Annotated in this window: 15 protein-coding genes and 1 riboswitch; of the genes, 3 read left to right on the top strand and 12 right to left on the bottom strand. The window is 67.6% G+C overall.

Going from position 1 to position 12,512, the window contains the following annotated elements; translation table 11 throughout:
* Window positions 1–14 precede the first annotated feature (14 nt).
* The 7 genes from ACFVJ3_RS09275 to ACFVJ3_RS09245 all read right to left on the bottom strand — a co-directional run bounded on the left by ACFVJ3_RS09275 (window position 15) and on the right by ACFVJ3_RS09245 (window position 5,670).
* Window positions 15–1,073, bottom strand: coding sequence for an LLM class flavin-dependent oxidoreductase (locus tag ACFVJ3_RS09275; protein ID WP_378451790.1), 1,059 nt, complete (start codon window positions 1,071–1,073; stop codon window positions 15–17).
* On the bottom strand, window positions 1,070–2,131 hold the full coding sequence (locus ACFVJ3_RS09270; protein WP_378451789.1) for an LLM class flavin-dependent oxidoreductase: 1,062 nt from the start codon (window positions 2,129–2,131) through the stop codon (window positions 1,070–1,072). Before ACFVJ3_RS09270 ends, ACFVJ3_RS09275 begins: the two co-directional genes overlap by 4 nt.
* On the bottom strand, window positions 2,128–2,670 hold the full coding sequence (locus tag ACFVJ3_RS09265) for a GNAT family N-acetyltransferase (protein WP_378451788.1): 543 nt from the start codon (window positions 2,668–2,670) through the stop codon (window positions 2,128–2,130). The genes ACFVJ3_RS09270 and ACFVJ3_RS09265 overlap by 4 nt, the downstream gene beginning before the upstream one ends.
* 11 nt (window positions 2,671–2,681) lie before the next feature.
* The gene (locus ACFVJ3_RS09260) at window positions 2,682–3,653 is read right to left on the bottom strand and encodes an ABC transporter substrate-binding protein (protein WP_378451787.1); all 972 of its coding nucleotides are present in this window, start codon (window positions 3,651–3,653) and stop codon (window positions 2,682–2,684) included.
* Between the two features lie 37 nt (window positions 3,654–3,690).
* Window positions 3,691–4,473, bottom strand: coding sequence for an amino acid ABC transporter ATP-binding protein (locus ACFVJ3_RS09255; RefSeq protein WP_378451786.1), 783 nt, complete (start codon window positions 4,471–4,473; stop codon window positions 3,691–3,693).
* Complete coding sequence (locus ACFVJ3_RS09250) at window positions 4,470–5,450, bottom strand: amino acid ABC transporter permease (RefSeq protein ID WP_378451785.1); 981 nt, start codon at window positions 5,448–5,450, stop codon at window positions 4,470–4,472. The genes ACFVJ3_RS09255 and ACFVJ3_RS09250 overlap by 4 nt, the downstream gene beginning before the upstream one ends.
* A gap of 145 nt (window positions 5,451–5,595) precedes the next feature.
* The gene (locus ACFVJ3_RS09245; RefSeq protein WP_368681154.1) at window positions 5,596–5,670 is read right to left on the bottom strand and encodes a putative leader peptide; all 75 of its coding nucleotides are present in this window, start codon (window positions 5,668–5,670) and stop codon (window positions 5,596–5,598) included.
* Between the two features lie 7 nt (window positions 5,671–5,677).
* Window positions 5,678–5,774, bottom strand: a riboswitch (SAM riboswitch).
* Window positions 5,775–5,986: 212 nt separating this feature from the next.
* Here ACFVJ3_RS09245 and ACFVJ3_RS09240 point away from each other — a divergent pair.
* Together ACFVJ3_RS09240 and ACFVJ3_RS09235 are read left to right on the top strand one after the other, a co-directional pair.
* On the top strand, window positions 5,987–6,754 hold the full coding sequence (locus tag ACFVJ3_RS09240; RefSeq protein WP_378451784.1) for a sulfite exporter TauE/SafE family protein: 768 nt from the start codon (window positions 5,987–5,989) through the stop codon (window positions 6,752–6,754).
* A gap of 76 nt (window positions 6,755–6,830) precedes the next feature.
* Window positions 6,831–7,622, top strand: a complete 792-nt coding sequence (locus ACFVJ3_RS09235) for an HAD-IIA family hydrolase (protein ID WP_378451921.1) — start codon at window positions 6,831–6,833, stop codon at window positions 7,620–7,622.
* A 21-nt stretch (window positions 7,623–7,643) separates the two neighbouring features.
* Here the strand turns inward: ACFVJ3_RS09235 and ACFVJ3_RS09230 are convergent, their stop codons facing one another.
* Together ACFVJ3_RS09230 and ACFVJ3_RS09225 are read right to left on the bottom strand one after the other, a co-directional pair.
* Complete coding sequence (locus ACFVJ3_RS09230; protein WP_378451783.1) at window positions 7,644–8,183, bottom strand: LppA family lipoprotein; 540 nt, start codon at window positions 8,181–8,183, stop codon at window positions 7,644–7,646.
* A complete protein-coding gene (locus tag ACFVJ3_RS09225; protein ID WP_378451782.1) occupies window positions 8,180–9,838 on the bottom strand; it encodes an alpha/beta hydrolase in 1,659 nt (552 codons plus the stop codon). The genes ACFVJ3_RS09230 and ACFVJ3_RS09225 overlap by 4 nt, the downstream gene beginning before the upstream one ends.
* A 93-nt stretch (window positions 9,839–9,931) precedes the next feature.
* On the opposite strand from ACFVJ3_RS09225, the gene ACFVJ3_RS09220 reads away from it, so the two are divergent.
* Complete coding sequence (locus ACFVJ3_RS09220; protein ID WP_378451781.1) at window positions 9,932–10,402, top strand: type VII secretion target; 471 nt, start codon at window positions 9,932–9,934, stop codon at window positions 10,400–10,402.
* Here ACFVJ3_RS09220 and ACFVJ3_RS09215 read toward each other — a convergent pair.
* From ACFVJ3_RS09215 to ACFVJ3_RS09205, 3 genes are read right to left on the bottom strand one after another with little or no spacing between them, the layout of a single operon-like run.
* Window positions 10,320–11,543 carry an O-succinylhomoserine sulfhydrylase gene (locus ACFVJ3_RS09215; RefSeq protein ID WP_378451780.1) on the bottom strand — a complete coding sequence of 408 codons (1,224 nt, stop codon included), beginning with the start codon at window positions 11,541–11,543 and terminating at the stop codon, window positions 10,320–10,322. The two genes, ACFVJ3_RS09220 and ACFVJ3_RS09215, sit on opposite strands and share 83 nt — an antisense overlap.
* A complete protein-coding gene (locus tag ACFVJ3_RS09210) occupies window positions 11,540–11,959 on the bottom strand; it encodes a rhodanese-like domain-containing protein (protein WP_005562410.1) in 420 nt (139 codons plus the stop codon). The genes ACFVJ3_RS09215 and ACFVJ3_RS09210 overlap by 4 nt, the downstream gene beginning before the upstream one ends.
* A 48-nt stretch (window positions 11,960–12,007) precedes the next feature.
* Window positions 12,008–12,460 carry a hypothetical protein gene (locus ACFVJ3_RS09205; protein WP_378451779.1) on the bottom strand — a complete coding sequence of 151 codons (453 nt, stop codon included), beginning with the start codon at window positions 12,458–12,460 and terminating at the stop codon, window positions 12,008–12,010.
* Window positions 12,461–12,512 lie beyond the last annotated feature (52 nt).

Here is a 12,512-nt window from a genome sequence, read left to right as displayed (position 1 = left end):
TTCTCCACAACCTTTCAGCGAGAAGAGTCTTCGAGGCGCTCGGCCTGGAATCGGGTGACGGGACGGTCGAGGCCGAGCGTGCTGCGCAGGGTCGAACCGGGGACGGGACGGTGGGCGATGCCGGCGCGAAGGAGTGCCGGGACCACGTACCGCGCAAGCACCGGAAGATCCTCGTCGACGACGGCGGGATGCAGGCGCACACCGTCGACGTACGTATCCAGGGCGCGCAGCAGTTCCAGCAGCCCGGCGGCATCGCCGGCGAACGACAGCCGTCCGCTCGGCGGGGCAGGTGGGGACGAACCGAGTGCGACATCCAGTTCGGCGAACACCAGCACCGCCCCGCCCGCCTTCGCGCGCCCGGCGGCCTCGACGGTGTCCTCGAGTGTCGGTCCGGACACCAGCACGACGTCGACCAGCGACGGATCGGTGTCCCCCTCGAGGCCGAAGACCACCAGCCGCCCCTGCGGCGGCCGGGGCACGATGGCCGGACCCTTCACCGAGTACGTCTCGCCCTGGAAGTCGATGTAGTGCAATCGGTCGCGGTCGACGAAACGGCCGGTGGCGTAGTCGCGGATCACCGCGTCGTCGTCCCACGAATCCCACAGTTCCCGGACCACGGTGATCGCGTCGCGTTCCTCCCGCTCGAGGTCGGCGGGTGCGGTGACCTCGGCCCGGCCCAGTGCGCTCGCGACTCGCGGGTCGGTGTCGCGTGCTGCGATCCAGCCGCCGCGACCGCGCGACGCGTAGTCGAGCGTCGCGAGCTGGGAGGAGGTGTGGAACGGCTCGGCGTACGTGGTGCCGACGACCGGTACGAGTCCGATCGTGCTGGTGGTCGCGGCGACGAATGCCGCGCGGTTCACCGCGTCGATCCGGCCGACGGGTCCCCCGTCGACGCCGGGTGGCAGGAGCGAATCGTCGAAGGAGGCGAACGCGAAACCGGCGTTCTCGGCTGCCGCGACGCGGTCCGCCACCGTTCGCCCGGTCAGCAACCGGTCGGGTGTGTGCGCGGCTCGCCGCCAGGCTTCGGGATGCGCACCCTCGCCGTCGAGTTCGATGCCCAATACCAGGCTCATGCGACTTCCTCCTCGGTGCCGGCCGCGAGGTGGCGGCTCGGAATGGTCTCGCGCAGCGCGGGCGCCACCTCGGCCTGGAACAGTTCGAGGCTTTCGCGGTGCTGCTTGTCGCTGCCGACACGGTCGGCGCTCAGGTGGATCGCCTCGTGGCCGAACTGCTCGTGATAGCGCTGCACCTTGTCGATCACCTGCTGCGCGCTGCCGATCAGTGCGGAGCTGCGTTCGACAAAGTCCTCGACGGTCTCGAACACCACCGGAAGTCCTGCCCTGCGGGCGAAGTCGAGGCGAGCGGCGTGAATCGGACGCCACACGTCGAGCGCATCCTGCGAGTTCGGCGTCACGTAGAACCCGGCGGTTCCGGCGCCGACGAGGGCGTCGGCGGGATCGTGACCGTAGTGTGCCCACCGTTCGCGGTAGTGCCGGACGAGTTCGGCATACGAGTCGATGGGATACGTGACGTTCGCCGAGAAGATCGGATCACCGTAGCGGGCCGCGAGATCCACCGATTCCTTGCTCGTCGCGCTGCCGTGCCAGATCCGGATCCGCCGCTGCAGCGGGCGCGGCAGGGCGACAGCATGCTCGAGAGACGGCCGGAATGCGCCTTCCCAGGTGACGTCCTCGCTCTCCCACAACTGCCGGAACAGTTCGTAGCCCTCGCGGTTGCGGTCCCACTGGTCGTCCGGGGTGACGTGGAACAGGTCCGCCTGCGCGGTGCCGTTGCCCTTCCCGATGATGAGCTGCAGCCGGCCGCCCGACAGGTTGTCCAGCGTCGAGTAGTCCTCGAACGCGCGGACCGGGTCGAGCAGGCTCAGCGTGGTCACCGCGGTCCACAACTGCAGCGTCCTGGTGCGCGCCGCGATGGCGCTGAGCACCACGGGCGGGGACGAGGACAGGAAGGGATGTTCGTGGCGCTCGCCCACCGCGAACCCGTCGTACCCGAGTTGCTCGGCGAGGACGGCGGACTCCACGACCTCCTGCAGCCTGGCCGCAGTGCCGATCGTCTCCCCGGTGACAGGATCCGGTTGGTGAGTGATCAGGCTCATCAGCAGAAACTTCATACGGATTCGTACTCCTTTGCGGCCCAGGCGGAAGGCAGAGCGGTAGGGGTGTGCAGGATCTTCTCGAATCCGTGGATTCCGACGTCCTGCGGTGGGAGGGAGCGGTCGAACAGCGCCGTGTAGCCCGCGGCCAGGTACAGTGCCACCGCCTCGGGCTGCCTCGGCCCCGTGGTGAGGAAGATGCGGGAATAGCCGGCCCTCGTGATCGCGGCCTCGAGCTCCCGCAGCACGATTCGTCCGAGGCCGCGGCGGCGGTGCGCCGACGAGGTCCAGATCCGTTTGAGTTCGGCCGTCGTGTCGTCATAGTGGCGGAAGGCCCCGCCCGCCACGGACGTCCCGTCCTCGACCAGAACGAGCAACGCGCCACCCGGTGCGGCGAACTCCTCCGCCGGATACGTGCTGAGATCGTCGTAGATCTCGTCGCGGGTGCGCCCGTACCGCGTGCTGTATTCGATTGCCAGTTCTTCGAGCAGCGGTGCGGCCAGTGGGTCCGCCTGGTCGACGAACACGGTCTTCACGGATTCGGTCCTCTCGGTCACTGGTCCTCCTGTCAGCTGGTCTTCGGGAGTCCGGGCGGGTTGACGACCGACGTGTCCACGGCCTCGCTCGCGATGTTCCAGCGGTCGAGAACCTGTGCGTACGTGCCGTTCTCGATGACGTGGTTGATGGCCTCGTTGACGGCGGTCACCAGTCCGTTGTCCTTCTTGGTGAGCACGGCGATCTCACCCTGCAGCGCGTCGCCCGCACCCGAGAAGGCTCCGGCGATCTCGGTCTCCCCTGCCTGCGCCACGTGGAACGACGAGGACGGGTTGGGCCCGAAGTAGGCGTCGATCCGGCCCGATGCGAGGGGCAGGTAGTAGTCGGTGGCGTTCTGGTAGTAGGTGATGTCGGTGGGTTCGAGCCCCGCCGCGACGTTCTGCTCGCTCCACTTCACCAGCAGCGCTTCCTGATTGGTGCCGGAGGAGACCGCGATCTTCAGGCCCGCGACGTCCTTGGGCTCCTTGATCTGGATGCCGCTGTCCTTCTTCGTCTCGAACGCGACCGTGTCGAGGCGGTACGTCGAGAAGTCGTACTTCTCCTTCCGCTCCTCGGTCACCGTGACGTTGGAGATGAACGCGTCGGCCTCACCCGAATCGATGCGGACGAAGTTCTGCGCCCAGTCCGCGGCCTGGAGATCGACCTTCAACCCGAGGACGTCGCCGATCAGGTACGCGAAGTCGGTCTCCGAGCCGATGAGCGTCTTGTCGTCGTCGGCGTAGAAGCGCAGCGGCGGGGCGGAACCGGCGCTGCCCGTCACGAGGAGCGTGCCGCGGTCGCGGATCTGCTGGGGAACCTTCACGGCGATCGACTCGACCTCGTCGGTGGTGATGCGATTCTGGTCGGCGGTGAGGTTGTATCCGGCGGCCGAGGTCGGCCCCGATCCCTCGTCCTCGACGTCGCCGCCCCCGCACGCGGCGGCGAGCAGCGCGACGGTGGTGAGGGCCGAGGCCAGAATCTTCGTACGGAACCGTGCGGTGGACATGTGTGCCTTTCGGGGATCCACACCGAGGTGTGGAGAATCAGAGAACTCGGGAGAGGAATGCTGCGGTCCGGTCGTGCTGCGGGTTGTCGATGACCTGCGAGGGCGGGCCCTGTTCCACCACGACGCCGGCGTCCATGAAGACCGCCGTGTCGGCGACCTCCCGCGCGAAGCCCACCTCGTGGGTGACAATCACGAGGGTCGCGCCGTCCCGTGCCAGTTGCTTGATCACGGCGAGGACCTCGCCGACCAGTTCGGGGTCGAGGGCCGACGTGGGCTCGTCGAACAGGATCACGGCCGGGCGCAGTGCGAGGGCCCGGGCGATCGCGACCCGCTGTTGCTGGCCGCCGGACAGTTGTCGCGGGTACTGGTGGGCCTTGTCGCCCACGCCGACCCGTTCCAGGAGCGCGATCGCCTCGGCCTCGACCTCGGCGCGGTCGCGGCCCTGCGCCGACACCGGCGCCTCGATCACGTTCTCCAGCACCGTGAGGTGGGGGAACAGATTGAAGTTCTGGAACACGAATCCGATCCGGGAACGCTGCTTCAGGATCTCGCGTTCACGCAGTTCGTGCAGTTTGTTGCCCTTGCGCCGGTAACCGATGAGGTCGCCGTCGATGCGGATGGTGCCCCGGTCCACCTTCTCCAGGTGGTTGAGGGTGCGCAGCAGCGTGGACTTGCCGGAACCCGAAGGACCCAGGATCACCGTCACCTCGCCCTTGCGGACCAGCAGGTCCACGCCCTGCAGGACTTCGAGCGTGCCGAAGGACTTGTGGACGCCGCGGACTTCCACCGCGAACTCCGCCGGATGGGCTGCGGTTGTCATTTCGTGGCACCTCTCGGTACGGAGACACCGGCGTCACGGATCTCGGCGAACTTCCGGGTGAGCTTCTGCCACGGAGTCGGCGGCAGTGCCCGAGCCGATCCGCGCGCGTAGTGCCGCTCGACGTAGTACTGGCCGATCGACAACAGCGTGGTGAGGATGATGTACCAGATCGTCGCGACCATGAGCAGTGGCACGACGCGGCCGTTGCGGCCGAAGATCACCTGAACCTGGTAGAACAGTTCGGCGATCGCCATCGTCGACACGATCGAGGTGCCCTTGAACAGGCTGATCACCTCGTTCGCGGCGTTCGGCAGGATGCCGCGCATCGCCTGGGGCAGAACGATCTTGAAGAACTGGCGGCGGCGCGGGATGCCCAGCGACTGCGCCGCCTCGATCTGCCCGTGGTCCACCGAGATGATGCCGGAGCGGATGATCTCGGCGGAGTACGCGGCCTGGTGCAGGGCCAGACCGATGACGGCGGCGGTGAAGCCGCTGATGACGCCGTTTACCTCGAACGTGAGGAAGCCCGGACCGAACGGAATGCCCAGCGACAGAGTCTGATACAGGTACGTGATGTTGAACCAGAACAGGAGCTGCACGATCAGCGGAATCGACCGGAACGCCCAGATGTACACCCAGGCGATCACCTGCAGCACCGGGTTGTGCGACAAGCGGCTGACCGCGAGCACCACACCGAGTGCGAATCCCAGGATCGTCCCCCACAATGTCAACTTCACCGTCATCCACAGGGCCTGCAGCACGGAGCCGGCGGTGAAGTACTTGGCGAACGTCGCCCAGTCCCATCCCGGGTTGGTCGCGAGGCCGTGGACGAACTGGGCGAGCAGTACCAGCACTGCGGCGCTGACGACCCACCGCCACGGATGCCACCTCCGCGCCACTTCCAGCGCAGCGTCCCCGTCGCCGGAGGCTCCTGAATCGAGGGGCGCGGCCGAACGCGCCCGTACGGGGGCGCTCACGCTCGCTCACCACTTAGGACAGACATCACTGAGGCGGCCTTTCACCTGGAATCGGGACTGGAGGAGGGCGCGTCTTCCGCGGGGTGCGGGCGCGCATCAGTCGCTCACCGGGCGAAATGCCCGGCGAGCGTGCTGTGAGACCTCGTCAACAGTGGCAGGAGGTGGTCCGGCACAGGTCGATGTGCCGTCTGCGCCACGCAGGGCGCGCGAGGTAGTTCATGTGCTGCCTTCCATCGATCCCGGCGGTAGCACCCGCACCCGAAGAATTCGGAAGGGTTGCTGCGACGTCAACGAGCCAGGTCTCTCGGTCGCTCTGGATGGTTGAAGCGAACACTAGCTGCATTCCCGAACCCCGTCAACACGAGGTATTTCCCTGCAACACAGGGGAAATGGCGCCGAGCGGATTCAAGAATCACGGCGCGCAGAAGTGCTGACAGGTGGCGATCCATGCGGTTGAATAGAGCGCGCAGCTCTGCATCTCCGCGGTCGTGCGACCCGGCTGCCGGGCCTTCCGAGGCCCTTGTAACGTCGCCTCGGTGACACCACTCGAAGTCATCGCGATCCTGGTAGCCGGTGTAGGCGCGGGCGCGATCAACGCCATCGTCGGCAGCGGCACGCTCATCACTTTCCCCACCCTGGTGGCTTTCGGGTTCCCTCCGGTGACCGCCACGATGTCGAACGCGATCGGCCTGGTCGCCGGTGGCGTATCCGGCACGTGGGGGTACCGGCGGGAACTGGCCGGACAGGGACCGCGGCTCCGGTGGCAGATCCCGGCGTCACTGTGCGGTGCGCTTCTCGGCTCGTGGCTACTGCTGCACCTGCCCGAAACTGTGTTCGAACTCGTCGTCCCGGTGCTGCTCATCCTCGCCCTGATCCTGGTGGTGCTGCAGCCGAAGATCCAGGCCTGGGCGAAGCAGCGCGGCAGCCACGAGGCGGGCCTGAGTCCGGCGCGCCTCACCCTGCTGACCGTCGGGACGTTCGCCGTGGGCGTGTACGGCGGATACTTCACCGCCGCGCAGGGCATTCTGCTGATGGGTGTGATGGGCGCGATCCTGCCGGAGAGCCTTCAACGGATGAACGGCGCGAAGAACCTGCTCTCGCTCATCGTCAACATCGTCGCCGCGACCGCCTACACGCTCGTGGCCTTCGACCGAATCAGCTGGGCGGCGGCCGGCCTCATCGCGGTGGGCTCGCTGTTCGGGGGCGTCCTCGGCGCCCGCTACGGCCGCCGTCTGTCGCCCACCGCGTTGCGGGGAACCATCGTCGTCGTCGGCCTCATCGGTCTGTTCCGGCTGCTCGCATAGTCGCGCATGCACCCTTCCGCTCCCTCATACTGAGTCGGTGAGCAACGATGTAGAGCACCCGGGCTGGACCTATCTCATGGACATGGACGGCGTTCTCGTCCACGAAGAACATCTGGTCCCCGGGGCCGATCTGTTCCTGGCGGAACTCCGGGAATCCGGTACCCCGTTCATCGTCCTGACCAACAATTCGATCAGGACTCCGCGCGACCTTCGCGCCCGCCTGCTCCGCACCGGCCTGGACATTCCCGAGGAATCGATCTGGACGTCCGCCCTCGCCACCGCGACGTTCCTGGCGAACCAGCGACCGGGCGGCAGCGCGTACGTCGTCGGCGAATCCGGGCTCACCACCGCACTGCACGACATCGGGTACGTCCTCACCGAGAACGATCCCGACTACGTGGTCCTCGGCGAGACCCGCACCTACTCCTTCGAGGCCATCACCACCGCAATTCGTTTGGTGGAGAGAGGATCTCGCTTCATCGCGACCAACCCCGACCCCACCGGCCCGTCCCGGGAAGGTTCCCTTCCGGCAACGGGATCCGTTGCGGCACTGATCAGTAGAGCCACCGGACGCGACCCGTACTACGTGGGCAAGCCGAACGCGCTGATGATGCGCTCGGCGCTGCGGGCCATCGGCGCGCACTCCGCGAACACACTGATGATCGGCGACCGCATGGACACCGACATCGTCTGCGGGCTCGAGGCCGGGCTGCAGACCATCCTCGTCCTCACCGGAATTTCGACGCGGGATTCGGTGGAACTGTTCCCCTACCGTCCCACGACGGTGCTCAAATCGGTCGCCGATCTCGTCGGCCGTACGTCTGATCCGTTCGGCGATGCGGCTCCGCCGCCCGTGAGTACTTCTTAACCGCGGGACGTTAACAAGTACTCACGGGTGGCGGCAGCCGGTGACGCCCCTGATGGTCGCTGCCTTGTAGGTCCCGAACGTAATCCGGTTCCCGTCCCCACCGGCGAACGTCACGTCGTGGCGTCCGGGTCGGTCGGCCAGCACGTCGAGCCGGTCCATTCCGGCGTCGGTGGCGATCGCACGGGCCACGGCCAGCACGGCGGGCCAGTCCGCGTCGCCGATCGGGGTGTCGGACAGCAATACCTGCGTGGTGACGGAAAGCCCCGCCGTATACGCATACGGTCCCGGGCATCCGCCGCCCTGGCTGCGTTCGCGATGCCACCGCCACCCGACATCGGGTGCAATCGCAGCGACGGCCTCGCTGATCCGCACCAGCGCATCGGTGACCTGCCGCTCGGTGACCGCGAGTGTCGGCCGGTCGCTCAGGCTCGCTGCCGCCGCCGCAATTTCTTCGTCGCTGAAGTTGTAAGGGTTGTCCGTCACGTCACCACATCCGCTCGTCAGGATCGCCGCGCCGATCACAGCGACCGCCTTCATTGCCCACCCGCCGCGGACTGTCACCGGATCGCGAGTTCCGGCATTCCCGCGACGATCACCGCCATGTTGTAGCCGGACGTCCGCAGCTCGCCGTTGCCGCTCGGCCGTGGATACTCGCTGTGCCCGTTGGCATCTTCCCGCTGCACACCGTCGGGGGTCGTCGCTTCGCGCACCGACATTTGTTCGAGGTCCGTCCGCACCGGATCGGGGCCGAGCCTGCCGAACCCGTCGGCCACGGTGATGGGGTCGTCGTACGCGCGCATCACGAACCCGTGCCGGGGCGCCAACCCGAGATCCGATTCGTCGTTCGCGTCGAACCCCGGCGACCCGTAGAACACGGCGTCGTCGACCGGTTGTCGCGGACCCGCGTCCTGAAGGGCCAGACCCTGGGTGTACGAACCATACGAATGGCCGAGCGCCGTGATGTGCGGATCGGGCCTCTGCGAGGCGACGTCGAGGCCCTCGTAGAACGACGCAAGCTTCGGGGCACCCGCGGTCGCGCGGTCGGACTGCCAGGAATCGAGGAGCCATCCGCGCCCGAGGTCCTGGTCGATGAAGGGCACGTCGTAATTGCCCGGACCGGTGGTGGTCGGCGGCTGATACCCCAGCCACGCGATCGTCGACACCGTGTCGCTCGTACGGCCGGCCAGGTCCAATTGACGTTCGGTCTCGGCCTTCAGCGCCGCCGCCTCGTCGGTCATCCCGCGCAGCGAAGCGACGGCCGTGTCGATGCCCGGTGTGGTGACGGAGATGTGGTCGGCGGTGTCCGGATCGCCGAGCGCGAATGCGGCCATCGCCCGTTCGCCCGACTGCAGGTCGAGCAGCATCAGCCTGCCGTCCGGGTGATCGCGCACGAGCTTCTCGAGGTCGTCGACGTCCCGCAACTTCTGCTCGGCATACCACAACTCGGCGTCGTCGTCGGTGAACGCTCCACCGAACATGTTGTGGCCCAGCCTTTCCCGGAGGCGCTCTCGTTCCGTCTCCCACCGCGACCGCTCGTCGGCGAACCGGCTCACGTTCGCCTCGTGCCGCACCGCGGACGGGATGCCGTCGCGATTGCCAACCCACTCGGGATGCTGCTCGATGACCTCGCGGCGCTGTGCTGCCGGCAGGGCGTCCCAGTACTCGCGGTTGTCGAGCGGGGAGCCGTCCGGCGGGGGCGCCGGGGCGGACAGTCCGGTGCCCGGGCGATCCGCCTCACCGGGTTCGGCCTCGCCATCCGCGGCCCGCGTCAGGACGGCGGCCGCGTCGGCGACGAGATCTTCCGCCTGCAGAATCAGCGCCCGGGCCGCGGCCCGGAGTTCGTCACGCCGCGCTGCCGCCGAGGAGTCGACAGGCGCATCGGCGATGTCCCCGTTGTCCGACAGGGCCATTCCGTGGACGGCAGCCGCTTCCCGGAGGCCGTCGAGCTCGGACTTCAGGTGCGTGACCGCGTCGACCAGCTCGCGGGCCAACTTCTCGACGACGGCGATCGCTGCGGCCTCGCCGCTCAGATCATCCGCGGCGATCCGGAACCGCCGCCGTGCGGCGTCCGCGGCGTCGTCCTGCCACGCCGGCAACCGGCCGATGTCGGCGAGCCTGTCCTGCACGAAGCCGATCGTGGCCAGTCGGGCGGACAGCGACCGTTGCACGGCCTGCAGCGCACTGGTGTCCCACCGGGCAATGTCCCTCAGATTCACGATCCCCCCCAGGATGCATAATGCCCGTACCCTAACGGATCGATCGCGTCCGCGGGAGTCCGATCTCGTCTCGACCGACACGAAGGATCGAAAATGAGCGGTTCCATCCACGTCGACACAGCGTCCCTACGCGCGGCGGCCGGTCAGCTCGACGTCCTGTTCGACGAGGCGTCCTCACAGCTGAACACCACCGACGCGGCCCTCGCCGACTCGGGTGCGGCGTGGCCGGAGGCAGCCCGCGACGCGTTCGGCCGGTTCACGTCCTATCTGGACGATCGGCGGGAGTTGTTGCAGCGGACTGTGGCCGAGATGTCGACGAACCTCGCCGAGTGCGCGCGGCTGTACGACACCCAGGACGGGGCCACCGCCGAGCGCCTCGACGCAGTCGCGCCGGCCACGACCTCGACCTGTAGGCGCTTCGCGCCCGTGCGCCTTTCTGGTTGCGGGAACAACCAGAAAGGCGCACGAGCGGCGGAGCCGCCTATGCCAGCGCCTGCTCCAGGTCCGTCAGCAGGTCGGCGGTGTCTTCGAGACCCACGGACAGCCGGACGACGCCGTCGGTGATGCCCACGGCTGCACGACCTTCCGGGCCCATCGCCCGGTGGGTGGTGGTGGCCGGGTGGGTGATGAGCGACTTGGAGTCGCCGAGGTTGTTGGAGATGTTGACCAGCCGCAGGGCGTCGAGGAGTTCGAATGCCCGCTTCTTCGCTTCGCCCTCGGATGCGTTCAGCGCGAAGGTGACGACGGTGCCGCCGCCGCTCATCTGCTTCTTCGCGAGTTCGTATTGGGGGTGCGATTCGAGGTACGGGTACTTGACCCAGTCGACCGCGGAGTGGCCTTCGAGGAACTGTGCGATCTCGAGTGCCGAGCCGACGGAGTGGCGCACCCGGATCGGCATCGTCTCGAGCCCCTTGAGGAGCGTCCAGGCGTTGAACGGGCTCAGCGCCGGACCGGTGTGGCGCATGAGGTTCTGAACGGGACCCTCGATGTAGTCCTTCGGACCGAGGATCGCTCCGCCGAGCACGCGGCCCTGGCCGTCGATGTGCTTGGTGCCGGAGTAGACGACGATGTCGGCACCCAGTTCCAGGCTGCGCTGCAGCAGCGGTGTCGCGAACACGTTGTCCAGCACGACCTTTGCGCCGGCGGCGTGCGCGAGCTCCGCCACCCGGGGCACGTCGACGAGCGTCTGCATCGGGTTCGACGGCGTCTCGAAGAATACGGCGGTGGTCGGCTCGGACAAAGCCTTCTCCCACTGGTCGAGGTCTTCACCGTCGACGAACACCGTCTCCACACCCCAGCGGGGCAGGATCTCGTTGCACACCACGAAGCAGGAGCCGAACAGGCTGCGTGCCGCGACCAGCCGGTCGCCGGCCTTCAGCAACGCGCCGAGTGCGGTGAACACCGCGGACATGCCGCTGGCGGTGCCGAAGCACGCCTCCGCGCCCTCGATCAGGCGCAGCCGCTCCTCGAACATCTTCACGGTCGGGTTGCCGTACCGGGAGTAGACGAAGTGGTCGATATCGCCGGTGAACGACGCCTCGGCCGCGCCCGCGCTCTCGAACACGAAACCGGAATTCAGGAAGATCGCTTCGGACGTCTCCTCGAACCCGGAACGGAGGGTTCCTCCGCGCACGCTGATCGTGCCCTGACCGATGCCGTCCGGCAGCGCCTTCTGAAACGCACCGCCTTGAGGAATTGCACTCACCACTGCCTCCACGGCAGGCCCAGAGCCCGCCAGCCGACCGCCCCACGATGACCTTCGGCGTCCAGGCCGCCTTCGAAACCGTCGAGCACGTTGTACGACGGGCCGATGCCCGCCGCTGTCGCGGCCTCCGCCGCACCGATGGACCGCTGGCCGGAGCGACACAGGAAGATCACCGGGGCGTTCTCGCCACCCGCGATCCCGGCCTCCTTCAGCTGGTCCACGAAGTTGTCGTTACGAGTGCCCGTCGGGTAGCTGACCCATTCGATCAGCACGGTCTTACGCCCGAGCGAGGTGGTGTCGGGAACTCCGACGTACTTCCACTCGGCGTCCGTCCGCACATCCACGAGCACAGCGTCGGGATTCTCGCGGAGCAGCTCCCAGGCATGCTCCGGCGTTATGTCGCCTGCGTAACTCACCATGTCAGCTTTTCACAACCCTGTTCGGTCTGCCCTTCCGGGCGACGGTCAGTTGCAGACGACCCATGCCTCGCCGTCCCGCGTCAATTGCCACGTATCCGTCGTCTCGCCCTTGCCGTCGTCGGCGCTGACCCGGACCTCCGCCCGGGCACGGTCTCCGTTGACCTCGGACGACTCGACGCCCTTCAGTGTGACCTCACCTTCCCGGTCCCGAATCACCGACCGGTCGTCGGACCACGACGAGCAGACCAGCGTTTTCTGCAGATCGGCGTCGTCGTGGTTGTGGGCCTGGATGAAGTCGGCGACCGAGCGGTTGATGCGGTCCGCTTCCGTGACGTTCTCGTCGGCGGGCGAGAGCCGGCTGGACACGACGATGGCCACCAGGATGACGACGATGACGGTGACGGCGGCGATGAACGGCACCGCCGTGGTGCGCCGGGGATCCACCGGATCTTCGGTGCCTCCCGCGTCGCGCTGGGGCGATTCGCTCGAACCGGACATGACTTCCCTTCGATCTCGGCGTGGCCACGAGTGTATCGAGCAGCCCCTACAA

Source organism: Rhodococcus sp. NPDC127593, assembly GCF_042671975.1.
Classification (GTDB): domain Bacteria; phylum Actinomycetota; class Actinomycetes; order Mycobacteriales; family Mycobacteriaceae; genus Rhodococcus_F.
This window is presented reverse-complemented; position numbering and strand designations above follow the sequence as displayed.